Annotated in this window: 25 protein-coding genes; 10 read left to right on the forward strand and 15 right to left on the reverse strand. The window is 36.4% G+C overall.

Translation table 11 applies throughout. The annotated features are described in order from the left end of the window. Positions 1-78: 78 nt before the first annotated feature. Positions 79-1179, reverse strand: coding sequence for a calcium/proton exchanger (cax, locus tag ABEB23_RS07490; protein ID WP_348811904.1), 1101 nt, complete (start codon positions 1177-1179; stop codon positions 79-81). Positions 1180-1711: 532 nt separating this feature from the next. Between cax and ABEB23_RS07495 the strand changes: the two genes are divergently transcribed. The 4 genes from ABEB23_RS07495 to ABEB23_RS07510 all read left to right on the forward strand — a co-directional run bounded on the left by ABEB23_RS07495 (position 1712) and on the right by ABEB23_RS07510 (position 6200). Further along, positions 1712-3178, forward strand: a complete 1467-nt coding sequence (locus ABEB23_RS07495) for an aspartate ammonia-lyase (protein ID WP_348811905.1) — start codon at positions 1712-1714, stop codon at positions 3176-3178. A gap of 188 nt (positions 3179-3366) precedes the next feature. Then, complete coding sequence (trhO, locus tag ABEB23_RS07500) at positions 3367-4722, forward strand: oxygen-dependent tRNA uridine(34) hydroxylase TrhO (protein ID WP_348811906.1); 1356 nt, start codon at positions 3367-3369, stop codon at positions 4720-4722. A gap of 6 nt (positions 4723-4728) precedes the next feature. Continuing rightward, complete coding sequence (locus ABEB23_RS07505) at positions 4729-5970, forward strand: peptidase U32 family protein (RefSeq protein ID WP_348811907.1); 1242 nt, start codon at positions 4729-4731, stop codon at positions 5968-5970. Continuing rightward, entirely contained in the window at positions 5970-6200 is a 231-nt protein-coding gene (locus ABEB23_RS07510) for a ferredoxin (RefSeq protein ID WP_348811909.1), read from the forward strand. Before ABEB23_RS07505 ends, ABEB23_RS07510 begins: the two co-directional genes overlap by 1 nt. Positions 6201-6219: 19 nt before the next feature. On the opposite strand, the gene ABEB23_RS07515 is transcribed toward ABEB23_RS07510, so the two are convergent. Next, positions 6220-6681 carry a hypothetical protein gene (locus ABEB23_RS07515; protein ID WP_348811910.1) on the reverse strand — a complete coding sequence of 154 codons (462 nt, stop codon included), beginning with the start codon at positions 6679-6681 and terminating at the stop codon, positions 6220-6222. 441 nt (positions 6682-7122) lie between these two features. Here ABEB23_RS07515 and ABEB23_RS07520 point away from each other — a divergent pair, with 441 nt between their 5' ends. The 6 genes from ABEB23_RS07520 to ABEB23_RS07545 all read left to right on the forward strand — a co-directional run bounded on the left by ABEB23_RS07520 (position 7123) and on the right by ABEB23_RS07545 (position 13616). Next, entirely contained in the window at positions 7123-8457 is a 1335-nt protein-coding gene (locus ABEB23_RS07520; RefSeq protein ID WP_348811911.1) for a PSP1 domain-containing protein, read from the forward strand. Further along, positions 8441-8920: a gliding motility lipoprotein GldH gene (locus tag ABEB23_RS07525; RefSeq protein ID WP_348811912.1), complete on the forward strand. Its 480-nt coding sequence runs from the start codon at positions 8441-8443 to the stop codon at positions 8918-8920. The genes ABEB23_RS07520 and ABEB23_RS07525 overlap by 17 nt, the downstream gene beginning before the upstream one ends. A gap of 9 nt (positions 8921-8929) precedes the next feature. Further along, the gene (locus ABEB23_RS07530) at positions 8930-11251 is read left to right on the forward strand and encodes a penicillin-binding protein 1A (protein ID WP_348811913.1); all 2322 of its coding nucleotides are present in this window, start codon (positions 8930-8932) and stop codon (positions 11249-11251) included. A gap of 163 nt (positions 11252-11414) precedes the next feature. Next, positions 11415-12116, forward strand: a complete 702-nt coding sequence (locus ABEB23_RS07535) for a CoA transferase subunit A (RefSeq protein WP_348811914.1) — start codon at positions 11415-11417, stop codon at positions 12114-12116. Between the two features lie 77 nt (positions 12117-12193). Beyond that, positions 12194-12850: a 3-oxoacid CoA-transferase subunit B gene (locus tag ABEB23_RS07540; RefSeq protein ID WP_348811915.1), complete on the forward strand. Its 657-nt coding sequence runs from the start codon at positions 12194-12196 to the stop codon at positions 12848-12850. Positions 12851-12995: 145 nt separating this feature from the next. Then, positions 12996-13616, forward strand: a complete 621-nt coding sequence (locus ABEB23_RS07545) for an outer membrane beta-barrel protein (RefSeq protein ID WP_348811916.1) — start codon at positions 12996-12998, stop codon at positions 13614-13616. A gap of 142 nt (positions 13617-13758) precedes the next feature. Here ABEB23_RS07545 and ABEB23_RS07550 read toward each other — a convergent pair whose 3' ends face one another. The 13 genes from ABEB23_RS07550 to hemA all read right to left on the reverse strand — a co-directional run bounded on the left by ABEB23_RS07550 (position 13759) and on the right by hemA (position 26464). After that, on the reverse strand, positions 13759-15360 hold the full coding sequence (locus ABEB23_RS07550; RefSeq protein WP_348811917.1) for a fumarate hydratase: 1602 nt from the start codon (positions 15358-15360) through the stop codon (positions 13759-13761). A gap of 364 nt (positions 15361-15724) precedes the next feature. After that, positions 15725-17164 (reverse strand): nucleoside recognition domain-containing protein, encoded by a 1440-nt coding sequence (locus ABEB23_RS07555; RefSeq protein WP_348811918.1) that lies wholly within the window; start codon positions 17162-17164, stop codon positions 15725-15727. A 496-nt stretch (positions 17165-17660) separates the two neighbouring features. Beyond that, positions 17661-18374 (reverse strand): 3'-5' exonuclease, encoded by a 714-nt coding sequence (locus ABEB23_RS07560; protein ID WP_348811919.1) that lies wholly within the window; start codon positions 18372-18374, stop codon positions 17661-17663. Between the two features lie 111 nt (positions 18375-18485). Further along, positions 18486-18956 carry a methylated-DNA--[protein]-cysteine S-methyltransferase gene (locus tag ABEB23_RS07565; protein ID WP_348811920.1) on the reverse strand — a complete coding sequence of 157 codons (471 nt, stop codon included), beginning with the start codon at positions 18954-18956 and terminating at the stop codon, positions 18486-18488. A 181-nt stretch (positions 18957-19137) separates the two neighbouring features. Continuing rightward, positions 19138-19521 (reverse strand): c-type cytochrome, encoded by a 384-nt coding sequence (locus tag ABEB23_RS07570; RefSeq protein ID WP_348811921.1) that lies wholly within the window; start codon positions 19519-19521, stop codon positions 19138-19140. Positions 19522-19553: 32 nt separating this feature from the next. Then, positions 19554-20546, reverse strand: a complete 993-nt coding sequence (gene hemB / locus ABEB23_RS07575) for a porphobilinogen synthase (RefSeq protein ID WP_348811923.1) — start codon at positions 20544-20546, stop codon at positions 19554-19556. Positions 20547-20609: 63 nt separating this feature from the next. After that, positions 20610-21512: an oxygen-dependent coproporphyrinogen oxidase gene (gene hemF, locus ABEB23_RS07580; protein ID WP_348811924.1), complete on the reverse strand. Its 903-nt coding sequence runs from the start codon at positions 21510-21512 to the stop codon at positions 20610-20612. Then, positions 21509-22036, reverse strand: a complete 528-nt coding sequence (locus tag ABEB23_RS07585) for a GNAT family N-acetyltransferase (protein ID WP_348811925.1) — start codon at positions 22034-22036, stop codon at positions 21509-21511. Before ABEB23_RS07585 ends, hemF begins: the two co-directional genes overlap by 4 nt. Further along, positions 22036-22416, reverse strand: coding sequence for a hypothetical protein (locus tag ABEB23_RS07590; RefSeq protein WP_348811926.1), 381 nt, complete (start codon positions 22414-22416; stop codon positions 22036-22038). Before ABEB23_RS07590 ends, ABEB23_RS07585 begins: the two co-directional genes overlap by 1 nt. 71 nt (positions 22417-22487) lie before the next feature. Beyond that, positions 22488-23513, reverse strand: a complete 1026-nt coding sequence (hemE, locus tag ABEB23_RS07595; protein ID WP_348811927.1) for a uroporphyrinogen decarboxylase — start codon at positions 23511-23513, stop codon at positions 22488-22490. Positions 23514-23607: 94 nt separating this feature from the next. Beyond that, positions 23608-24285, reverse strand: a complete 678-nt coding sequence (locus ABEB23_RS07600) for a uroporphyrinogen-III synthase (protein WP_348811928.1) — start codon at positions 24283-24285, stop codon at positions 23608-23610. Beyond that, positions 24285-25208, reverse strand: coding sequence for a hydroxymethylbilane synthase (gene hemC, locus ABEB23_RS07605; protein WP_348811930.1), 924 nt, complete (start codon positions 25206-25208; stop codon positions 24285-24287). Before hemC ends, ABEB23_RS07600 begins: the two co-directional genes overlap by 1 nt. Further along, positions 25208-26464 carry a glutamyl-tRNA reductase gene (gene hemA / locus ABEB23_RS07610; RefSeq protein ID WP_348811931.1) on the reverse strand — a complete coding sequence of 419 codons (1257 nt, stop codon included), beginning with the start codon at positions 26462-26464 and terminating at the stop codon, positions 25208-25210. The genes hemC and hemA overlap by 1 nt, the downstream gene beginning before the upstream one ends. Between the last annotated feature and the right edge of the window lie 79 nt (positions 26465-26543).

Below are 26543 nucleotides of genomic sequence, written 5' to 3' on the forward strand. Positions count from 1 at the left end.
TTTTTGTTTGTTACTTTTTAACATACTAGCCTTTTTTTTAACTCCTTTGCCTAAACAGCAACTTTTATACATTGTGTTTTATATCTGTTCTGGAGTAAAATAGAATAAGAGCGCGAGTAGCACATATAATGTTATCATCTGAATTCCTTTATACCAATTTGATTTTCCATCCCCTGAGATGACTGTCGCCAATATAACTGCCATAAACAAAGCTCCAGTTTCAGCTTTTGTAAAATTCAAAAACATAGGTTTTGGTCCTATAAAAAAACTTACTAATACAAGTAAGGGCGCTATAAACAATGCAATTTGAATGGAACTCCCAAGTGCTATGCTGATCGTAAGATCTACTTTATTCTTAGCTGCCATTGAGATTGCAGAGATACTTTCTGCCGCTCCACCAATTACTGCAACAAATACAATCCCAATAAACACTGAACTCATCCCTAATTCTTTCCCTGTACCTTCTGCCGCACCAACCAGTATTTCACTCATAAAAGCGGCAACAACAGAAGCGACAACAAGTGCCCCAATAGCAAATCCTTTACTCCATGGTTTGTGTTCTTCCGCAACATTTTCTGTTACTTTAATTTCCACGCTTCTAAATAAATCGGGATGCGTTTTAATCATAAAAAAGAGATAAAAAATATATGCCACTAAAAGACTGATCGCAAGCATGGTATTGAGACTGGTTTCATTCTCTAAATACGCACCGGATTCAGTAGCAAAAAACCGATGAAAAACACTTGGAATAACCATACTGCAAACCGCCAGAAACATCATGGAACTGTACATTCTGATCGTAACCGGATTGTATTCTTGGGTATGAAATTTTATGCCGCCAATAAAAAAAGCAACTCCAGTTGCCATTAACAAATTAGCCAGAATCGCCCCTATAAGTGAAGCCAAGACCATTTCATGCAGCCCTGAATTTAATGCCACTATAGCAATAATTAATTCAGGAGCATTCCCAAAAGTTGCATTCAAAAGTCCACCAATAGCATCTCCAGTATAATGAGCCAGATTTTCAGTAGATTCCCCTATTAATTTAGCAATAGGAATGATGGAGAATGCTGCCGAAAAAAAAACAAGCGAGTCTCTAACCGCTAACTTTTCCAATACAATAGTAACGGGAATAAAAATAAAAAGCCAAAAAATTGAAGGTTTTAAAAATTTTTTCATTTCTTAAAATTTTACGTTTTGGACATTAAAGATAACTGATTATCATTAATTTAACTAAATTAATCTTATGTTTTACCAGCGTATATTTACGTTCAAAATCACTCTGACAGCAACAAAACAGATTGAACCGAAACCGGATCGACAAATAACTATAACATTCTAAATAAAATAATCTAATTAGATTACTACTGTCTTTCTCTTTTTTAACTAAAAAATGACCTAAACTGCTTTTAAAAATATATGCGTACATCTGACTTGAAATACCGCACAAATCTCATAGTTTTTGTCGTTTTTTATTTTTATATTTGATTGTATTTTAACATGTTACATGATATTATTTTCCAATTATCACTTCTGTTGATATGGATTTTCAAAGTAGTTTGCCCAACATTGGCCGTGTAATATTAGTTTGATTGCTTCGTCCCCTTTTCTATTTATAATTTTATCATCCTTGATATTATTGTACTACAGTATCAGAGATGCCAAATTTAATTTTGAAATCTATTTTTTATAACTATAAAAATACATTACTATGAAACATTTCAATTTTAAAAAATCATCCTTCTTAATTATTTTAAGTCTTTGTATCTGCTCTGCCTATGCCCAAAAAACAAGAACCGAGCATGATCTTTTAGGAGACAAACAGATTCCATTCGAAGCTTATTATGGCGTTCAGACTGCCCGTGCACTTGAAAACTTCCAAGTAAGCGGAGTAAAAACAAGCTTTTATCCCGATTATGTACGGGCTTATGCAATAGTAAAACTTGCTGCCGCCCGAGCCAATGCAGAAACCGGAAGAATGAGTAAAGAAAAACTTGACGCTATTGAAAAAGCCTGTCAAGCAGTAATGGACGGTAAATATCATGATCAATTTTTAGTGGATTTATACCAAGGTGGAGCGGGCACATCAGCTAACATGAATGCTAATGAAGTTCTGGCAAACATTGCTCTCGAAATGAGCGGTCATAAAAAGGGCGAGTATAAATTTATTGAACCTCATGACGACCTCAACATGGGACAATCTACAAACGACGTGTACCCTACAGCCATTCATGTTGCATTGCTATTACATAATGATAAGGTAATAAAAGAAGCGGAATTGCTTTCTCAATCTTTCCATAAAAAAGGCGAAGAATTCAAAAACATTTTGAAAATGGGCCGAACCGAAGGACAGGATGCTGTACCAATGACGGTGGGTCAGGAATTTCATGCCTGGGGTTATCAGATAGACGCAGCGATTGAAGCCCTGCGTAAGACAGAAGCCTACTTATACGAAGTGAATATGGGAGCGACAGCTATCGGAACCGGTATTACCGCCACTCCGGGTTATGATGCAAAATGCGCTGCTCAACTTGCTAAAATTACCGGAAAACCGATTGTGTTAGCAAAAGACCTGATTGCCGCAACCAGCAGTATGCAGGGATTTGTTATGTACTCCGCCGCATTAAAAAACTTTGCCATTACCATGTCTAAAATCAGTAGTGATTTGATTTTCCTTGCAACAGGACCACGTAACGGTATTTTTGAAATAAACTTGCCTGCACTTCAACCGGGATCTTCCATTATGCCGGGAAAAGTAAATCCTGTCATGCCCGAATTGATGAATGAAGTTTGTTTTAAAGCAATTGGTAACGATGTAACCGTATCACTAGCTTCACAGGACGGGCTTTTACAACTGAATGCCTATGAACCCGTTGTAGCCATTTCACTCATGGAGACACAAGGTCTTTTTTTCAAAACCATGCCGTTATTCCGTAAAAACTGTATTGATGGCATTACCGTTAATGAAGAAGTACAAAAAAGAAATATTGAACGAAGTGTAGGTATTGTTACCGCTTTAAACCCTGTTTTAGGTTATGAAAAAACAACGGAACTTGCCAAGGAAGCTCTTGAGACTAACAAAGGTATTTTAGAATTAATTCGCGAAAAGAAATTATTGACTGAAGATGAGATTAAAAAACTATTGGATCCCACTACAATGACCGGACAAAAAAAATAAATCATTATTCTCATCATAAAAATCTACATGATTTAGATTAAAAATTTCCCAGATAATTAAGCCTCGAAAGAACCATTTTCGAGGCTTTTTTTATCCAAAAAAATGGTATAAATTTGCGCCAGTTTTCAATTCCGAAACTTCGGAACTAAAATTTTATTATTATTTTCTCAACTTAACTTGTTTATAGCATGCAACTGTACAACACCTTAAGCGCAGAAGAAAGAGCCATCATGATTGATGATGCCGGAAAACAACGTCTAACGTTGTCTTTCTATGCTTATGCGCAAATTCAAAATCCAACACAATTTCGTAACGAATTATTTCTGGCGTGGAACTCACTCGAAGTTTTAGGCAGAATTTATGTAGCCCACGAAGGGATCAATGCCCAATTATCACTTCCGGCAGATCATTTTTACGAATTTAAAGATACGATCGAAAAATATGATTTCATGAAAGGCATTCGGTTGAATATTGCCGTAGAACATGATGATCATTCCTTTTTAAAATTGACCGTAAAAGTTCGCGACAAAATTGTTGCTGATGGTCTGGTTGACGAAACTTTCGATGTAACCAATATTGGAATTCACCTCAAAGCCAAGGAATTTAACGAATTACTAGAAGACCCAAATACCATTGTGGTGGACATGCGCAATCATTATGAAAGTGAAATTGGTCATTTTACCAATGCGATCAAACCCGATGTAGATACGTTCAGAGAATCTTTGCCGATTATCGAAGAACAATTAGCCGAACACAAAGAAGACAAAAAACTATTGATGTATTGCACCGGTGGTATTCGTTGCGAAAAAGCCAGTGCTTATTTTAAACACAAAGGCTTTGAAAATGTGTACCAATTAGAAGGTGGGATTATTGAATACACCCGACAAGTAAAAGCCGAAGGACTAGAAAGCAAGTTCATTGGAAAAAACTTTGTGTTTGATCATCGTCTGGGCGAAAGAATTACTGACGATATTGTTTCTCAATGTCATCAATGTGGCGCAGCTTGTGACGTACATACCAATTGCGAAAACGAAGGTTGTCATTTACTTTTCATTCAATGCGAATCCTGCAAAGAGAAAATGGAAGGTTGTTGTTCTACAGAATGTGTAACAATAATCCATTTACCGGAAGAAGAACAAAAAGCTATTCGAAGAGGAATTAAAAACGGTAATAAAATTTTCAAAAAAGGAAAATCAGACGTTTTGACTTTCAAAAACAATGAAGAAACACATGGTGTTTTTGTTGCAGACAAACCAAAAGCAGCTGTTACAAAACAACCAAAAGTTAAGAAAATCTATATCGGAAAAGGAACGCACTTTTTCCCAAAGCCAAGTATTGGTCAGTTTTTAATTGAAGAAAACGAAATCAAAATTGGCGACACTATTCTCATCAAAGGTTCTACAACCGGAGAACAACAAATGGTTATTAATGAAATGTTTGTCAACGAAATCGCTTCCGAAAAAGCCCTTTCCGGAGACACTTGTACTTTTAAATTACCATTCCGAATTCGATTATCTGATAAATTATATAAAATTGTAAACTAATTTATCATGACAACGAATAACAAAATAGAATTGATGGCTCCGGCCGGAAACTTTGAATCCTTACAAGCCGGTTTAGACAATGGCGCTGATTCTGTTTACTTTGGTGTAGAACAATTGAACATGCGGGCCAGAGCCACGGTGAATTTCACAATGGACGATTTACCGGAAATAGCCAAACGTTGCGAAGCTAAAAATGTTCGAAGCTATCTTACCTTAAATACTATTATTTACGATCATGATTTGTCAGTCGTAAAAACATTATTAAACAAAGCCAAGGAAGCTAATATTACTGCCGTAATTGCTTCTGACCAAGCCGTAATCGCTATGGCAAGAAGTATTGGCATGGAAGTTCACATTTCCACTCAACTCAACGTGACCAATATTGAAACCATAAAATTCTACAGCCTTTTTGCAGATACCATGGTTTTGAGTCGGGAATTGAGTTTGCGCCAAGTTAAAAAAATTACGGAGCAAATAGAGAAAGAACAGATTAAAGGACCCAACGGTAATTTAGTAGAAATTGAGATTTTTGGTCATGGCGCTTTGTGCATGGCGGTTTCAGGAAAATGTTATTTGAGTTTACATTCTAATAATTCCTCAGCAAATCGTGGTGCCTGCAAACAAAATTGTCGTAAAAAATATACCGTTATTGACCAGGAAACCGGTTTCGAAATTGAATTGGACAATGAATACATGATGTCACCAAAAGACTTATGTACATTGGATTTTCTGGATCAGGTAATTGATTCCGGAATTCAGGTGCTAAAAATCGAAGGTCGTGGACGTGCGCCTGAATATGTTGCCACGGTAATCAAAACCTATCGTGAAGCGATTGACAGTTATTATGAAGGCAGCTATTCTAAAGAAAAAGTAGCAGTTTGGATGGACGCTCTGAACACCGTTTACAATCGTGGTTTTTGGTCAGGATATTATCTTGGTCAGGAATTAGGCGAATGGAGCGATGTTTCGGGATCGATGGCTACACAAAAGAAAGTTTATGTTGGAAAAGGAACCCATTATTTCCCGAAAGCCAATATTGGTCAATTCAAAATTGAAGCTTATGACATCAAAATGGGTGATAAAATTCTAGTAACGGGACCAAGTACCGGAGCGCAGGAAATGATTATCGAAGAAATGTACGTGAATGATGCTGTCGCTGAAAAAGCTACAAAAGGAGATGATTGTACTTTCAAACTACCTTTCAGAATTCGAATGTCGGACAAATTATATAAAATTGTAGAAGCCTAATGGTTATTGTAACTCTTCAAAGAGACAAATGCATAGGTTGCAATTATTGTGTGGAAATGGCCCCGGTTCAATTTCAAATGTCTAAAAAAGATGGAAAATCGGTTTTAATCCATTCCCAAAATGCCAAAGGTTTTTTTACTTTAAAATCCCATGACCACACAATAGTTGAAAACTGCGAGCTGGCAGCTAAAGCCTGTCCCGTGAAAATAATTTCGGTAAAAGAAACCTAACTCAATTCGTTTAGAATGTTTATTTCGTTTTTACGAATTCCACAGGATATATTACACCCTCAACAGCTTGAAAATACTCCCCGATCAGTACATTTCGTTCCGAATTATAATTTAATTTATAATTAGATCCGGGATAATTTTCATCCTGTAATTCAACATAAATAGTTAGAATCGTTCCTGTTTCTGTCCAATAAGCTTTGCTCACATAAATTGACCTCGGATTAAAATAACCCACATCCAATTTTCCATTGTCTAGGACATCTGTTATTTTCATTTGATAAGGAGCATCCGTTCTGGTCCATTCGCCAATAAGTACTCTTTGATCTGTTAATTTTTCCTCTGATTGATGTTGACGTACAGTTTTATTTTCTGCAATTACAAAAGCTGCTCGTTCCTGATCCACCTGTTGTTTTCCACAATTAGAAACTAATAGTGCTGTTACCGCCAACAGTAATAATTGGCATTGGGTTTTGCGTTTCATATACTATAGATTCTTTTTTAAATAAAACACTTATGGTTTCATAAAAATTTATTTACTAAAAATACTAAATTACTGTATACCAAACAAGTATATATAAAAATGAAAAACTAACGATTGATAATAAAACCCTAAGAATTTTAATGATGGGATCCGCTCTGACTCTGGGATACGCTCAACAATACAACTAAAATACCCCCTAAATCCTGACTTATTTTTTTAATGAGAATGAATCGGAAAATCTAACGACGAAAAAACCCAATGTTCGTAAACAACTTAAAATCAAAGATTTTGCATTCTGAAATTTACTGCATCATCAAAGGAAATTTAATAAATTATTGGCTATTTTGACCATTGTAACTTAAGACTAAAAAATACTATCTTTACCCTCTAAAACGTATTAAGAACTTAAGTTGTGATTTTCACAACACTACATATAAGATTATGGCATGTACAAGTTGTTCAACTTCTGATGGTGGCGCACCGAAGGGTTGTAAAAATAATGGGACTTGTGGCACCGACAGCTGCAACAAATTAACGGTTTTCGATTGGCTTTCCAACATGAGTTTACCAAATGGCGAAGCTCCTTTTGACTGCGTGGAAGTGCGTTTCAAAAACGGAAGAAAAGAATTTTACCGCAATACTGAGAAATTAACTTTAAGTATGGGAGACATTGTGGCTACGGTGGCTTCTCCGGGACACGATATAGGAATTGTTACTCTTACAGGTGAATTGGTTCGTATTCAAATGAAGAAAAAAGGAGTCAATCCAAACAGCAATGAAGTTCCAAAAATATACAGAAAAGCATCTCAAAAAGATATCGACATCTGGTCTGTAGCACGCGACCGTGAAGAACCTATGAAAGTTCGTGCCCGTGAATTGGCTATAGCCCAAAAACTGGAAATGAAGATTTCCGACATCGAATTTCAAGGTGACGGATCTAAAGCAACTTTCTACTATACAGCAAACGACCGAATTGATTTTAGACAATTAATCAAAGATTTTGCTAAAGAATTCAGCACCAGAATCGAAATGAAACAAGTAGGCTTTCGTCAAGAAGCTGCTCGTTTGGGAGGAATTGGTTCTTGCGGAAGAGAATTATGCTGTTCTACTTGGTTAACTGATTTCAGAAGCGTAAATACCTCTGCAGCACGTTACCAACAATTGTCTTTAAACCCACAAAAACTGGCAGGACAATGCGGTAAATTAAAATGCTGCCTGAACTACGAGCTGGATACTTACATGGATGCCTTGAAAGATTTTCCGGATTTCGATACAAAATTGGTAACCGAAAAAGGGGATGCCATTTGTCAGAAACAAGATATTTTTAAAGGATTGATGTGGTTTGCTTACACTAATAATTTTGCTAACTGGCACGTATTAAAAATAGATCAGGTTAAAGAAATTATAGCCGAAAATAAATTAAAAAACAGAGTGTCCTCTCTTGAAGATTACTCAATAGAAATCGTTGCAGAACCTGAGAAAAACTTCAACAATGCCATGGGGCAGGAAAGTTTAACCCGTTTTGACCAACCTAAGAAAAAGAAAAGACCAAATAAAAAACCGAAACAGGCCGGAGGAAATGCGATTGTAGCGAACAGCAATACTAAACCTGTTGCTAACAATAATAAAGGCGCAAATAGCAACAAACCCGCTAATCCTAACAAACCTGCTAACAATAACAACAAACGTCCGAATCCTGCAAATGACAAAAAACCGGCAGAACCTAGAGAACCTAGAAAACCAATAATTATTACTAAAAATGTGGATAAAAAATAGCGCTTTACTTCTTTTAATTGCAACCATACTTTTTTCATGCGATAAAAAAAGAGTTTTTGACGAATACAAAGCTGTTGGAAGTGCTTGGCACAAAGACAGTATTGTAACTTTTAATTTACCGGAATTAGACTCTACAAAACGATATGATTTATTTGTAACTTTGAGAGATAACAACAACTATCCGTTCAACAATATCTTTTTGATTGTTGCTTTAGAAGCAAAAAATGGTTTTACAAAAGTGGATACACTAGAGTATCAAATGGCAGCTCCTGACGGCACTTTATTAGGAGATGGATTTACCGATATCAAAGAAAGTAAATTGTATTACAAGGAAAATGTACGGTTCAGAGGAAAATATAAAGTACATATTAAACAGGCAGTCAGAGAGACCGGAAAAGTGCCTGGTGTAGTAGCTCTGGAAGGAATTACTGACGTAGGTTTTAGAATAGAAAATAAAGAATAGAATTGTATTATGGCTACTAGAAAAACAAATAATCCGAAAAATAGTTCCGAAAAAGACATCAAATATTATTCAAAGAAATTTTGGAAAATATTCTTTTATGGCTTGGGGGGCCTTGCTGTATTTTTCCTGTTTGCCTCTTGGGGACTTTTTGGTTCTATGCCTTCCTTTGAAGATTTAGAAAATCCGGATTCCAATTTGGCTACAGAAATCATCTCCTCTGATGGTGTTGTAATAGGAAAGTATTTCGCAAAAAACAGATCCCAATTAAAATATTCTGACCTGCCAAAAAACTTGGTTCAAGCTCTAGTGGCTACAGAAGATGCCCGTTTTTATGAGCATTCCGGAATTGACGGCAGGGGAACTATGAGAGCAATTTTAAGTTTAGGAACCAGTGGAGGTGCCAGTACCTTAACCCAGCAATTAGCCAAACAATTATTTCACGGAGAAGGTTCTAAATTTTTACCTTTTAGAATTGTACAAAAAGCAAAAGAATGGATTATTGCCATTCGATTAGAAAGACAATATACCAAAAACGAAATCATCGCTATGTATTGCAATGTATATGATTTTGGTAATAACTCTGTTGGAGTAAGTTCTGCCGCAAAAACTTATTTTTCAAAAGAGCCTAAAGATTTAACCATTGACGAATCTGCCATTCTGGTAGGGATGTTCAAAAACTCCGGTTTGTATAATCCGGTAAGAAACCCGGAAGGTGTTACAAACAGAAGAAATGTGGTGCTTTTACAAATGGAAAAAGCAAAAATTATCTCCAAAGAACAAAAAGTTCAATTACAAAGCCTGCCTATCAAATTGAATTTTAAATTAGAAAGCCATAAAGATGGTACCGCAACCTATTTTAGAGAATACTTGCGTGATTACATGAAAAAATGGGTAGAAGACAACAAAAAACCGGACGGATCTGATTATGATATTTACAAAGACGGTTTAAAAATATACACTACGATTGATTCAAGGATGCAATTACATGCCGAAGAAGCAGTTGCAGCTCACATGGCCAACTTACAGGAAGAGTTTTTTATTCAATCCAAAAACAATAAAAACGCTCCTTTCGTTAACATATCCGAAGCTGAAACGCAACGAATTCTGAACCAAGCTATGAAATCATCGACCCGTTGGACCGTTATGGAATCAATGGACAAAAGTGAAGAAGAAATCATTGCCTCATTCAAAAAGAAAACAAAAATGACTGTATTTACCTGGAAAGGTGAAAAAGATACCATCATGACGCCTTTGGACTCCATCCGATACTATAAACATTTCTTGCAGTCGGGTCTTATGGCAATGGAACCCCAAACAGGAAGCATCAAAGCCTGGGTTGGTGGTATTAATTACAAATATTTCCAATACGACCACGTAGGACAAGGCGCCAGACAAGTAGGTTCTACTTTTAAGCCTTTTGTTTACGCAACTGCGATTGAACAATTGAACATGTCCCCTTGTGACTCTATCGTCGATTCACCATTTATGATCCGTAAAGGAGAACACAATGTTACTGAAGACTGGGAGCCAAGAAACTCCGACAATAAATACCGTGGTATGGTTACTTTGAAAAAAGCATTAGCCAACTCCATCAATACCATTTCTGCAAAACTGATTGACAAAGTTGGTCCGGAAGCCGTAATCGATTTGACCCATAAATTAGGAGTAAAATCTGAAATTGTAAACCAACCTTCCATCGCATTGGGAGCGGTTGAAATTACGGTTCAGGATATGGTGGCCGCTTACAGCACATTTGCCAATCAAGGAGTTTACGTAAAACCGCAATTCCTAACCAAAATCGAAGATAAAAGCGGCGTAGTCATCTACGAACCGATCCCAGAATCACATGACGTTTTAAACAAAGACATTGCCTTTGCGGTTATCAAATTATTAGAAGGTGTAACCGAAGGAGGTTCCGGAGAACGTTTAAGAACACAAGGTGGCGGAAATGGAGATAATCGCTGGACAGGATATCCCTATATGTTCAAAAACCCGATAGCAGGAAAAACAGGTACTACACAAAACCAGTCTGACGGTTGGTTTATGGGTATGGTTCCTAATTTGGTTACCGGAGTTTGGGTAGGATGCGAAGACCGTTCCGCACGTTTCAAAAGCCTTACTTACGGACAAGGAGCCACCGCCGCATTACCGGTTTGGGGTTATTTCATGAAACTTTGTTATGAAGATGAAAACCTTCATGTTTCAAAAGAACAATTCGAAAGACCGGCCAATCTTTCCATAAAAGTAGATTGTTATACTGCTCCGCCAAAAGAAACCGTTCAGGACTCTACCGCCGTCGAAGAACAAAGCACTGAAGAATTCGAATTGTAATTTATTTCAGGAGCTATTTCCAGCTGTACGCTATATCTTTTATGCCGTCCCCAAAGTCTCGGGACGGTATAAAAGGATGCCGCTTCCATCTGGGCTAGACCGTAGGTTTTCAAAATAACATTTCTAATCAACCAAAATAATTCGTTAATTCGAGACTAATTTTATGATCAACAAAAAAGTAAATACAGTTCAAGAAGCATTGCAAGGAATTGAAAACGGAATGACCATCATGTTAGGCGGTTTCGGACTTTGCGGTATCCCTGAAAATTCAATTGCAGAATTGGTTAAAAAAGAAACCAACACCCTAACCTGCATTTCTAATAATGCCGGTGTGGATGATTTTGGTCTCGGTTTACTATTGCAAAAAAAACAAATCAAAAAAATGATTTCTTCTTATGTGGGAGAAAATGCCGAATTTGAACGTCAAATGCTAAGCGGAGAACTCGAGGTAGACCTTATCCCACAAGGAACATTAGCAGAAAGATGTCGAGCGGCACAAGCAGGAATTCCAGCATTTTTTACACCTGCCGGCTACGGAACAGAAGTGGCCGAAGGAAAAGAAGCCCGAGAATTTAATGGAAAAATGCATGTGATGGAATTGGCTTTCAAAGCTGATTTTGCAATTGTAAAAGCCTGGAAAGGCGATACAGCAGGAAACCTCATCTTTAAAGGAACCGCCAGAAACTTTAATCCGTGTATGGCCGGTGCTGCTGATATTACCATCGCCGAAGTAGAAGAACTGGTAGAAGCCGGAACATTAGACCCAAACCAAATTCATATTCCCGGAATATTTGTGCAACGCATTTTTCAAGGAGAAAAATATGAAAAGAGAATTGAGCAAAGAACTGTAAGAGCAAGAGAATAGCTATATCACTCTTTATTTATAAAACTTAATGAACCTTAATTTCTTAATGGTTTAAAATATTCTAAACAGATTTATTTATGTTAACAAAAGAAGATATTGCAAAGCGCATAGCTAAAGAAGTCAAAAACAATTACTTTGTAAATCTTGGAATTGGCATCCCAACTTTAGTGGCGAACTATGTACGAAAAGACATTTCAGTTGAATTTCAAAGTGAAAACGGCGTTCTCGGGATGGGGCCTTTCCCTTTTGAAGGTGAAGAAGATGCCGACATTATCAATGCAGGAAAACAAACTATTACCACTTTGGCAGGTGCCTCTTTTTTTGATTCAGCTATGAGTTTTGGAATGATTCGCGGACAACACGTTGATCTAACTATACTTGGCGCTATGGAAGTCGCCGAAAACGGTGATATTGCCAATTGGAAAATTCCTGGAAAAATGGTCAAAGGAATGGGGGGTGCGATGGACCTGGTTGCTTCTGCTGAAAATATTATCGTAGCGATGATGCATGTCAATAAAGCCGGGGAATCTAAAATTTTAAAAAGATGCACCTTACCGCTAACTGGAGTAGGCTGTGTAAAAAAAGTAGTCACTGAATTAGCCGTTCTGGAAATCACTCCAAAAGGATTTAAACTCTTGGAACGCGCTCCAGGAATTTCAGTGGAACATATCATCGCCTCCACGGAAGCAGATTTAATTATCGAAGGAACAATTCCGGAAATGGTAATTGATTAATTTTATTTAAACATAAGATTTTTAACTAGATACAAAATTACATCAACAACGGTTGTCAGAAATGGTAACCGTTTTTTTATTTAAAAAATGTTAATGTTATAAATAAAAATGTTAAATTTGATAGTATCAATACTAAAAAAAAAATATGAAACATTTCAGTTTATTACTCGTTATTATGCTTTCATCATTTGGTATAAAAGCACAAGAAGCACAAACCCTTTCTCTTAATGTATATGGCGGTTATACCTTTTCTGACAGGGTAGATTATGACGGATACCATGTTACCGTTGAAGATGGGATAACTTATGGAGCCGGTTTAGAGTATTTTGTACAACAAAGTTCATCAGTTGAGCTAAAATACCTGAGATTAGACACCAGCATGCCCTTTTATGGTCTTCTAGGAACTCAAATCAATAGTTCTGATGACAAAGGAGCTCTAAACTACATCCTTTTGGGCGGAACACATTATTTTGAAACCGGTTCCCAAAAAGTAGCTCCCTTCTTAGGAGGTGGACTTGGTGTAGGTATTGTTGAATCGCCACAAAGCGGTAGTGACACTAACTTTGCGTGGGATATTAAGGCAGGTGTAAAAATAAAAACAGCTTCGGCCGTATCCGTTAATCTGCAAGCCTATCTTCAATCTATGTCTGCTGCCGTTGGCGACAGTTATTACTGGACTTATTACGGAATTGTAGGTGTAACAGACTACAGAAGTACTTATCAGTTTGGATTAGGTGCTGTATTAAGCTTTAATTTCAAAGGATAATACCTTTGTAGAAAGTAAATACTTTTCATTTTACATCTTTTTAAAACAGAAACACACAATAAAAAAGACCGCAACTTAAAAAATTTAGTTGCGGTCTTTTTATTTATAAACTCTTTGCGAGTCATACAGATTTTTTTAATCTCTATAAATTCTCAAAGAAATCATTTCCTTTATCATCAGTAATAATAAATGCGGGAAAATCTTTCACAGTAATTTTACGCACTGCTTCCATTCCCAATTCCTCGAAATCCACCACCTCAACAGAAAGAATATTCTCTTTAGCTAAAATAGCAGCCGGACCTCCAATAGACCCCAAATAGAATCCGCCATAGGTTTTACAAGCATTCATTACATCTTTTGTGCGGTTTCCTTTAGCTAACATTACCATGCTACCACCATGTTTTTGGAATTCGTCAACATAGACATCCATTCGACCTGCGGTAGTTGGTCCAAAACTTCCTGAAGCCATTCCTTCCGGAGTTTTAGCTGGCCCTGCATAATATACAGGATGATTTTTAAAATAATCCGGCATTGGTTTACCGGCATCCAACAATTCTTTGATTTTTGCATGTGCGATATCACGGGCCACGATCAAGGTTCCGTTTAATTTCAAACGGGTTTTGATTGGATATTGAGTCAATTTTGCTAAGATATCAGCCATCGGTTGGTTCAAATCAATTTCAACTGCTTCTTCCAAATGTGGAGGAGTTTCAGGCAATAATCGTTTTGGATTCACCTCTAACTGCTCTACAAAAATTCCGTCTTTGGTGATTTTTCCTTTGATGTTTCTGTCGGCAGAACAGGAAACTCCCAATCCAACCGGACAAGAAGCGGCATGACGCGGCAAACGAATCACACGAACATCATGGGTGAAATACTTTCCTCCAAATTGCGCTCCGATATGACTCTCCTGACAAATCAACTGTATTCTTTTTTCCCACTCCAAATCACGGAAAGCCTGACCAGCCATATTTCCTGAAGTAGGCAGATTGTCAAAATAACCTGCAGAGGCTTTCTTAACAGCAGCTAAATTCGCTTCAGCTGAAGTTCCTCCAACCACAAAAGCCAAATGATACGGCGGACAAGCTGAAGTTCCTAAATCTTTAATTTTTGCACGAATGAAAGCATCCATCGATTTATCATTCAACAAAGATTTCGTTTGTTGATATAAATATGTTTTATTGGCAGAACCGCCACCTTTTGCTAAAAACAAAAACTCGTAGGAAGCTCCTTTTTTTGCATAAATATCAATTTGTGCCGGAAGATTGGAACCTGAGTTTTTTTCCTCAAACATACTAATTGGTACAATTTGAGAATAACGTAAATTACGTTCTTGATAAGTATTAAAAATACCTTTTGACAACCATTCTGCATCATCAGCGCCCGTATACACACTCTCCCCTTTTTTGGCCATAACAATTGCGGTTCCGGTATCCTGACAAGAAGGCAATTCACCTTCGATCGCCACTACTGCGTTTTGCAATAAATTATAAGCCACAAAACGGTCGTTATCGGTTGCTTCCGGATCATCCAAAATAGCTTTCAGTTTTTCCAGATGCGTCGTACGCAACATAAAGGACACATCTTTCATTGCTTCTTGTGAAAGCAACTCCAATCCTTTCGGGTCAACGGTTAAGATTTCTCTGTCGCCAAGTTTTTCTAGTTTTACGTAATCAGAAGAGATTTTACGATATTGGGTGTCATCTTTTAAAATAGGATAGGGATCCTGGTATATAAAGTCCATAATTTGATTTTTTTAAGAATGCCAAATATAAGAATTGTTCAAAGATTCCTAACTGATTTATATCACGTTCCCTAAAGAAATTATTAAAAAAATCAAAGGCAATTGTGAGATACAACTTAACAATTCGGACTACTGATTATGTAGCCTCTTCACTATCATTTACAGTTACAATCGAATTCAACAGATTTATAAAAACAAAAAGCCTCGCTTAATGCGGGGCTTATGAAGACTTTAATTAAAGATTTAACTTAAAAAGCTGCTAATTAAGAATAGAATAAGCAATCCTATGGCGATGTATTTTGCGTATTTTGACATTTTTTATTGTTTTTAATGAATATTTAAATTTATAATTTTTAAAGTTGAATTAAAAAAACCAGCTCGCTACAAAAATAGCGGTAATCACACAAATCACATCCACTAGAAGCATCGTTCCCAAAGCGTATCGGGTGTTTTTTATATTAACGGAACCAAAGTAAACCGCAATCACATAAAATGTACTTTCGGCGCTGCATTGAAAAATACTACTTAACCGTCCCGTTAAGGAATCTGCGCCAAAAGTATTCATCGAATCTATCAAGAACCCTCGCGATCCCGCAGAACTAAATGGTCGTAACAAGGCCACTGGTAAAGCATCGGTAATTTCTTTACTTACTCCCATATTAGAAAAAGCAAAAGCAATCCAGTTACTAATAATTTCAAATAAACCACTGTTTCTGAATAAAGATATAGCCACTAACATCCCTAAAACATAAGGAAAAATGGTAACCCCGGTTTTGACACCATTATTGGCTCCCGCCACAAAGGCCTCATAAACGGTCGTATTCGCTTCTGTGAATTTTTTCTCCTTGATAAAGGAAAAGATCAAGGTAAAAACAATAATTCCAACCAATATTAAAGCGGATAGATTAGATGTAAAATAGTTTTTGCCAATTAAATCCAAATGATTTACATACATTAACAAACCTACAATTGCAGCAATTAGCATCATTAAACCGAGAACTAAAGAAGCGCTTTTGAAATTAATTTTTTGTTTAATTCCAACAATCAGAAAAGCAGCAATTGTACCGATAAAAGAGGTGATGATACAAGGCAACATCACATCGGCAGGGTTACTGGCATTGGCAGCAGCGCGATAGCCAATTATAGAAGTTGCTATTAAAGTAAGTCCCGAAGCATGCAAGCACATAAACATAATTTGGGCATCACTGGCCTTGTCCTTTTCGGGATTTATTTCTTGTAAACTTTCCATGGCTTTTAATCCAAATGGCGTAGCAGCAGAATCCAATCCCAAGAAATTTGCGGCAAAGTTTAAGGTCATATAGGAAATCGACGGGTGATTTTTGGGAATACTTGGAAACACTTTTACGAATACTGGACTCAATACTTTTGCTAGTTTTTCAGACACTCCCGAAATGATTAAAAGCTCCATCAATCCACAGAAAAAAGCCAAATACGCCATAAGCGGCAAAATCAAATCAAGTAATGTACTTTTACAGGTTGGCAATAAACCATCCGATTTTTGAACACCACTAAAAATTTTAACGGTTTTATTTTTATATACATAAGTAGTATCGGCATTAAGAGTATCTCTATTGACGATAAAGGTTTTTTCTTCCGATTTATTGATGCTGTCTTTTATAAAAGCAGGAATCTGATCAATATATTTTTCTGAAATTAGAATAGGATCGTCTTTTTTCCCGTTTAAAACATGGTCAATTGTATAACTGTTACCAGAAAACAAACTGAAAATCACAAATACAATTGAAGAAATGAAAATCACCAACCAAAATCTACTTAATACCATAATTTATAATTTTTGTAAATGTAATTATTTAACCGCAAAGTTCACAAAAGGCTTTCGCAAAGGATACGAAGAAATAATACTATTGTTTTAATCTTTTAATAAGTAAAAGGAACAAAGCAATTTGCTGAAAAAGCAAAATATAAAAGCCATATCGTAAAACATCAAAAGCAACGAGACTTAGTAAAAAGTACATCACAGAAATTACACTCAAAATAATGATTATTAAATATCGTTTAAAAAAATACAAAACAGCAGAAAACAGGATAGAAACAGCTATTAAAGTTTGAATCAAAATATCTATAAAATTTAAAAATTCATGCTTAGAAAACTGAATACTGTTACAGTACATCTTGAAGAAATTAATATACTGATAATCCTTATAACAAGGACCGAGACCACAAGCAATAATTAAACTTTCATAATATGGGAGAAAAATTGATACAATTCCAACGAAACACATAATATAAAAGGCAATCTTATTTCTCATAAATATAATCTACACGTGAATAATCTCGTCCTCAATCAATAAATCTTCTCTTCGCAATCGGAGGAAAATTTGAGCTACGGCAATAGTATCTTTTTCGCAATAGGTCACGATACGGTCAATGTCCTTTTCGACATAAAAAACATGTCCTACTTGACTGCCGTCGATATCGCCTTTTGAAGATGGGATTCCGAGTACTTTACACATCAACTTTAAAGAAGTGAAATGTTTATAATCCCCGAATTTCCACAATTCCAAAGTATCCAAATGTGGGATTTCCCAAGGTTTTTTACCAAACAAATTCAGCTTGTTTGGAATGGAAATTTGGTTGATAATCATGCGTCTGGCAATAAACGGAATATCAAATTCCTTAGCATTATGCCCACACAAAACATGCTGTGGCTGATTGAAATGATTGTTCAGCAGATTATTGAAATCGTTGAGGATTTTCTTTTCTTCCCCAAAAAAGGATGTCACCCGAAAATTTCTAATATCACCTTTTATGGTAAAATAACCCACCGAAATACAAACAATTTTCCCAAACTCAGCCCAAATCCCTGCGCGATCGTAAAAATCTTCCGCTGTGTATTCGTCTTTGCGTTGGTACTGGGTTTTATGTTCCCAAAGGTCTTTCATTTCAGTATCCAAAGCATTGAAATCTTCCGCTTCCGGAACGGTTTCTATGTCGAGAAATAGAATATTATTGAGGTTTATTTTTTCAATCATAATTTAGATTTTGTTAGACTTCTTAGATTTTTAGACATTTTAGAATATTAGACTTCCTTAATCTTTTAAAATCTAAATTGTCTCATCTTCTAAAAATACAAGAAGTCAAATTTAAAACAAACTTTGTTGATTTGTAGGATTTTCGTGATTTAATAACCACTTTTTACGCCACAAACCGCCAGCGTAACCTGTGAGCGAACCATCAGTACCGATGACTCTGTGACAGGGAACAACAATCCATAACGGATTTTTTCCATTGGCGGAAGCGACAGCGCGAATGGCTTTGACATCGCCTAACTTTTTGGACAGTTCCAAATAACTCATGGTTTTCCCGAAAGGAATTTCGAGTAATCCTTTCCAGACTTTCTGTTGGAATTCAGTTCCTTTGGGGTTGAGTTTGAAATCGAAATCAATTCGTTTTCCTTCGAAATAATCATTGAGTTGCGACACCGCTTCTTTCAAAACAGATGGAATAACAATAGATATTTCGCCTTCTTCCGAGACAGAAATTACCGAAATTCCGTTTTCATCACCTACAATAGTGGCGATTCCTAGAGGTGTTTGAATGTAAACTGTTTCCATAAAATTAAAATGAACCGCAAAGTACACAAAGTTTTCGCAAAGTTCGCAAAGAAATAAAAGTCATAGATACAAAAAAACCATCCTATAAAAGATGGCTCTTGTTTTTTAGTCCCGATAATAGCGACATCCTCTATGTTTTTTCTTTAAAACTAAAAGATTGTAACGCAATAACTCCCAAAAATCATTTCAACTTGGAATACATATAAGCTTCCAATGCTTTCAATTCTTCGTCGGACATCTCTTCTGTTATTGCAAAATTGGTTTTCATTAGTTCGTACTGACTAGGATCAACAATCGGTTCTCCGTCACCTTTAAGAAAAGTAACCATATCAGCACTTTTTTCTTTATAGATTTTGGCAATTTCCTGAATACTTGGACCAACAACTTTTTGATCGACTTGGTGACAAGCCACACAATTTCCTTTGCCTTCAAAGATTTCCTTTCCTAAATCTTCTGGAGTTCTTACTTCTGATGAAGCAACTTCAGGTTTTCCGAAAGATTCCGGGCTTTCTTTTTTGCAAGCAATAAATACTAAAACGAATAATAAGAATACTATTTTTTTCATGTCTATACCTTTTTTGCAATCATGAAGATATACTATTTATTTAAAAGTATCGCAGCTTCTTTGGCAAAATAAGTGGAAATCAAACTGGCTCCTGCTCTTTTGATGCACATTAACTGTTCCATCATAATTTTATCATTATCCAGCCAACCTCTTTCGGCGGCAGCTTTAATCATGGCATATTCTCCCGAAACATGAAACACCGTTACAGGAACATTTACTGCGTTTTTTACTTCGCGAACGATATCTAAATACGCAATTCCTGGTTTTACCATAACCATATCAGCACCTTCTTCTACATCCCATAAAGCTTCTTTGATGGCTTCAATACGATTGGCATAATCCATTTGGTAGGTTTTTTTATCTTTTGGGATTTCAGTTGCATCCACAGGCGCACTATCTAGAGCATCGCGGAACGGTCCATAAAATGCAGAAGCATATTTTGCAGAATAACTCATGATGCCCACATTATGAAAACCGGCAGCGTCTAATCCTTGACGCAAACGCAGTACACGTCCGTCCATCATATCAGAAGGCGCCACAAAATCGGCTCCCGCTTGCGCATGGGAAACGGCCATTTTTACCAATGCATCATTGGTAGGATCGTTTGCAACGTCTCCTTTTTCGATGATTCCGTCATGACCATAAATAGAATATGGGTCTAAAGCTACATCAGGCATTACTATCATTTCCGGACAAGCCGCTTTGATAGCACGAATGGCATTTTGCATTAATCCGTTTGGATTCCATGCTTCTTTTCCGGTATTATCTTTTAGATCTTCACTGACTTTTACATAAATATTCACCGCACGAATCCCTAAATCGAATAATTCCTGGATTTCTTTCACGGTCAAATCTATCGAACGACGGAATATCCCAGGCATTGATGGAATGGCAACTTTTATGTTTTCGCCTTCAGCAATAAACATAGGAAACATAAAATCCGCTGGACTTAAACTTGTTTCACGAACTAAACTTCTCATTGATTCGTTCGTTCTTAATCTTCTACCTCTGTGTAATGGAAACATATATTTTCGTTTAAAGTTTCAGGTTTAGTTTAAAGTTAAACCCATTAAAAATTTAAAATAAATCTAAAGCCAATCTCTTGGTTTTTCTAATACTTTCAATAACTTCTCTTCTTCACTTCCGGCTTCCGGGTGATGATCATAAACCCATTGTACATGTGGTGGCAAACTCATCAAGATACTTTCTATTCGTCCGTTAGTTTTTAATCCGAATAAAGTGCCTTTGTCATGAACCAAATTAAACTCCACATAACGACCACGTCGGATTTCCTGCCAAGTTCTTTGTTCTGGAGTATAGGCCAAATTTTTCCTTTTTTCTACAATTGGAACATAGGCTTCAAGGAAACTATTTCCTACTTCTGTCACAAAGCTGTACCAATCCTGCATACTCATCGCATCCGTTGCTTTGCAATAATCAAAGAATAATCCGCCAATTCCACGGGCTTCATTACGATGTGCATTCCAAAAATAGGCATCACATTGTTTTTTGTATTTTGGGTAAAACTCCGGATTGTGTTTGTCGCAGGCGGTTTTACAGGTTTGATGAAAATGGATTGCATCTTCTTCAAACAAATAATACGGTGTTAAATCCTGTCCGCCGCCAAACCATTGCTGAATCACATTTCCGTTATCGTCGTACATTTCGAAATAACGCCAATTGGCATGAACAGTCGGTACCATTGGATTTTTTGGATGCAAAACCAAACTCAATCCGCAGGCAAAAAAATCGGCTTCACCAACATTGAACATTTTTTGCATGGCTTCCGGAAGTTTTCCGTGTACTGCCGAAATATTGACTCCGCCTTTTTCGAAAACAGCACCGTTTTCAATTACGCGAGTGCGACCTCCCCCACCTTCCGGACGTTCCCAAAGGTCTTCGCGGAATTTGGCTTGACCATCAGAATCTTCCAAACCCTTGCAGATTTGGTCTTGAAGGTTTTGTATGTAGGTGTAAAATTGTTCTTTCATCTTGTTAGTTCGTATAATTCCATATCTAACGGAAGTTCATCCGTCGGAGTAAATTCATTAGCTAATGTTCTTTTCCAAACAAATCCTGAATTCTCAGCTACTTTAATACTTCCAAAATTTGTTTTGTGAGAAATAATTTGAAGGGTTTTCAAATTTAATTCATTGAATGCATAATTTGAAACTTCTTTTACGGCTTTTGTCGTCCATCCTTTACCTTCTTGCTCTTCACCGATGCAATAAGCAAACTCGGCTTGTCCGGTTTCCCAATTCAATTTTTTGATAATGATAAGTCCAGTTATACTTTGAGTTGCATTTTCTTTAATGGCAAAAGTAAAACCTGACCTCATCTGAAATTCTGAAATCTTATTCAGTATATAACTCTCAGATGCTTCTAAAGTTAAGTTACTTGAAAGGGTTTTAGGGAAATATCTTTTAAATCTTTCGGCATTAGAAACCATTAATTCATTAATACTGAAAGCATCTTTTAGTTTTAATGGAACGATATGAAAGGCATCAGTTTTCATTATAAATTTGCTTTTACAGTAGCTAGCTTACAAAATATTTCAAACGAAAATGTTTTGCTTTCCTGCTGAATATAATTGTAAATCGCAATCGCTTTTTGGGAAAAATCAAATGGATTTCCTTTAGAACCTGTAACCAAAAAATCTGCAAATTGTTCCAACTGATTCCAATCCAAATGACAACGCAATAAAAGCGTAATCAAATCTTTTTCGCTAATGGCAATCAAGCTCTCAACACTTAATCCGAAATCTTTCAATTGATTATCTATAAGGCTAGTGTCTTCAATATTCCAAAATTTAGGAACGAAAACCAAGGAATGCAACATCTTTAGACTGTTGTCAATCCGCATACTTTCTTGATCCCGTAAGCCTTTGTTTAGCATAATTATAGTTTTCAATCGCAGTCTTCAGTCACAGTCTTCGTATACTGAAAACTGCGACTGAAAACTGAATACTACTGATTGTACTCCTTCACTGCATCGATAAACGCTTTCGCGTGATCCACAGGAATATTAGGTAAAATACCGTGACCTAAATTCACGATGTATTTGTCTTTTCCGAATTCGTCAATCATTTCGTGTACCATTTTTTTGATCACTGGAATTGGAGATAACAATCTTGACGGATCAAAATTTCCTTGTAAGGTGATGTTTCCGCCAGACAAATATCTTGCATTTCGTGGCGAGCAAGTCCAGTCAACACCTAATGCAGATGCTCTACTTTTTCCCATTTCGCCCAGAGCAAACCAACATCCTTTTCCAAAAACAATTACCGGCGCGTCATCAGCCAAAGCTTCCACAATTTGATTGATGTATTTCCATGAGAATTCCTGATAATCAACTGGAGAAAGCATTCCTCCCCAAGAATCAAAAATCTGAACCGCATCTACTCCGGCTTTTACTTTTTCTTTTAAATATAAAATAGTGGTGTCCGTAATTTTTTGCAATAAAACATGCGCTGCTTCCGGATGGGTAAAACAAAATCCTTTGGCTGTATCAAAACTTTTTGATCCTTTTCCTTCAACTGCATAGCAGAAAATCGTCCATGGAGAACCGGCAAACCCAATTAACGGCACCTCATCATTCAACATTTCTTTAGTCAATTTCACAGCATCCATCACATAACCCAAAGTTTCCTGAATATTAGGAACAATAACTTTTTCGACATCCTGAATTGTACGAATTGGATTTGGTAAAAACGGACCAAAATTTTCTTTCATCAAAACTTCAATTCCCATAGCTTGTGGAACTACCAAAATATCTGAAAACAAAATCGCAGCATCCGGGGCAATTCTTCTAATAGGCTGTACGGTGATTTCAGCAGCTAATTCTGGAGTTTGACAACGGGTGAAGAAATCGTATTTGTCACGCAAAGCGATAAATTCCGGTAAATATCTTCCGGCTTGACGCATCATCCAAACTGGTGGGCGTTGTACTGTTTCTCCCTTTAATGCTTTTAAAAATAGGTCGTTTTTTAACATTGTTTTTTTTTTAATTTAGGCTTTAAGTTTTAGACTTTAAGCGTTTTATCTATCTATAATTTTTTGCTTATGGCTTATTGCCTAAAGCTTATTCTTATTTATATTCTTCTATCACGTCTTCAATCACGTCTTCAACAGATGGTTGATTCGCAATAACTATATTTTTTGTAATTTTTTCTAAAGCGCCAGCAGTAGTTTCTCCAATACAAAAACAGGTTTCTTTTTTAATGCTGTTTTCTTTCAAATAACTTTCTACCCCGGATGGACTAAAAAATAAAATCGCATCTGCAGGGGTTTTTATTTTGTGTGGCGTTAAAGAAGTCTCGTAGACCTGAATTTCATTGAATTTTACACCCGCTTCTTTCAAGGCTTCCGGCAAGGTTTCCCGGCGTAAATTACCACTAAAAAAAGTATAGCTTTCATTGGCGTAAATCAACGTAATAATTTCTGCTAAATCCGAGGCATAACCCGTATAAGCTACCACATTAAATCCGGCTTCTGATAATAATATCTTGGTTTTTAATCCAACACAAAAAACATTTTTCTGCTGAAGTTTTGGCTTTAATTCCTCAAATTTAGGATGTTTAAAAAAACTGCGAACCGCATTCTGGCTGGTAAAAATCAAATTATCATTCAGCTCGGTCAATTCGAAGTCCCGATCCACTGTTTTGATAAAATCTGCTTCGATTAGGTCGAAATTAGCATTCAATAATTCCTGCTTCTGATTACTCAAAAGGACTTTCGTAGATACAATTCGAACTGAATTTTGCATTATTTTTTTAAAGTTTCTTTGATTGTTTTCATCAAAACGGAACCTCCATTTTCTAAAATCTCCTGAGCCGATTCATATCCCAGTTTTTTCCATTGTTCAATAGGAACAACAGTATCAATTTCGATTTTCTCCTTCCCATCAATAGAAAACAAAACGCCTTTAAATTCGATGGTATCATCCTTTTCATTGTACTTGGCCAAAGCGCCAATTGGTGCTGTACAACCACCTTCCAATGTTTTAAGGAATTGTCTTTCTATATGCGTGCAAATCTCTGTTTCTATGTGATTCAATTGTGCTACGGCATCCTTTGTAAATTCATCATTTGCCATTGCCACAACAAGCATTGCTCCTTGGGCTGGCGCCGGAATCATCCAGTCTAAATTGATAAAATTATCAGGTTTCAAATTGATTCTTTCCAATCCTGCAGCAGCAAAAACAGCTCCGTCCCAATCACTTTCCTGTAATTTTTGCATGCGTGTATTTACGTTTCCACGCAAATCCACTACGGTATGGTTGGGATATTTGTTCCACCATTGTGCCTGACGACGCAAACTGCCGGTGGCAATAGTTCCTGATCCGTTAAGAAAATCAAGATTTCCTTTGTGAACTAAAATGTCTAAAGTATTGGCTCTTTCCAAAACCGCTGCCTGAACAATTCCAATAGGTAAAGCAGTAGGAACATCTTTCATGGAATGCACCGCAATATCGACCTGACCATTTATCATGGCAATGTCCAGCGTTTTTGTAAAAATTCCAGTGATTCCTAATTCGTAAAGAGGCTTATCAAGAATGATATCTCCTTGGGATTTTACGGCTATAATTTCAGTTTTATACCCTAAATCATTTAGTTTTTTCTCTACAGTATGAGCTTGCCAAAGCGCGAGTTCACTATCGCGAGTTCCTATGCGTATTGTTTTTGTCATTATTTTGCAGTCGCTTCAATTTGGAACACTTTTTCAATCCATTCGATACTTTCATCAACCATGGTATTGTCGTCTTTCAAATGATTCGCAAAGTGTGTGGTTATTTTTTGGATAATTCTGTTGCTGATGATTTCGGCTTGTTCTTCATTGAAATCAGCGATTTTTTTACTTTGAAAATTCAATTCAGAATCTTTAATCGCATTCAATTTTTGTTTTAAAGCATGAATGGTCGGCGCAAACTTTCTGGCTTTGGTCCAAACAATAAATTCCTCTTTAACCTCTTCAATGATTGCTTCAGCAGCAGGAATGTGTGCTCTTCTGTTTTCTAAAGTTTCATCTGTCATTTGAGACAAATGATCCATGTGAATTAAAGTTACACCTTCCAAATCCTTAACATTCTCATTTACATTTTTTGGAATGGATAAATCCAAAATCAACATTGGTTTTTTAAGATTCAGAATAGCTTTATCAACGGTTGGATTTTGCGCTCCGGTAGCCACAACCACAACATCAGCTTTTTGCAATTCTAAATGCAACTCTGAATAATCTTTTACGATTAAGTTTAGTTTTCCGGCTAATTTTTCTGCCTTATCTTTAGTTCTGTTGATTAAAGTGATGTGATCGTTTTTAGTATGTTTCACTAAATTCTCACAAGTATTTCTCCCGATTTTACCGGTTCCGAAAAGCAGAATATTTTTATTGCCGATGTTTTCTACATTTTTAATAATGTATTGTACCGATGCAAAAGAAACTGAAGTTGCTCCCGAACTGATCTCGGTTTCGTTTTTTATTTTTTTACTTGCCTGAATTACCGCATTGGTTAATCGGTCTAAAAAAGTATTGATCAAACCAAAAGATCTGGACTCGGCAAAACTCGTTTTAATTTGGGAAATGATTTCGAAATCACCAAGAATCTGACTATCCAAACCTGTTCCTACACGAAACATGTGGTTAATCGCTTCTTGATTTTTATATACAAAGCCAACTTTCTGAAAAGCTTCAACACTCCCATTGCTGTTTTCACAAATCAACTTGATCAATTGAAAGGGATGCTCCGCAAAACCATAAATCTCGGTTCTGTTACAAGTTGACGTCACTATTAAACTCTCGATACCTTCACTTTTTGCCTGTTCAAGCAAACGTGTTTTGGCCATCGTGTCTAAACTAAACTGACCTCTGATCTCGGCGTCCGCTTTTTTATAGCTTAACCCAACAGCGTAAAAATAGTGATGCTTAGGTACGTTATTATTTTTCATAGATAGACTTTTCCTAAAAGTGAAACAAAACTATTAATATACTTTTGATAAAAGTAACGCTAAAAGGACTATTTGTATC

This window comes from Flavobacterium maritimum (assembly GCF_040049085.1).
Taxonomy (GTDB): domain Bacteria; phylum Bacteroidota; class Bacteroidia; order Flavobacteriales; family Flavobacteriaceae; genus Flavobacterium; species Flavobacterium maritimum.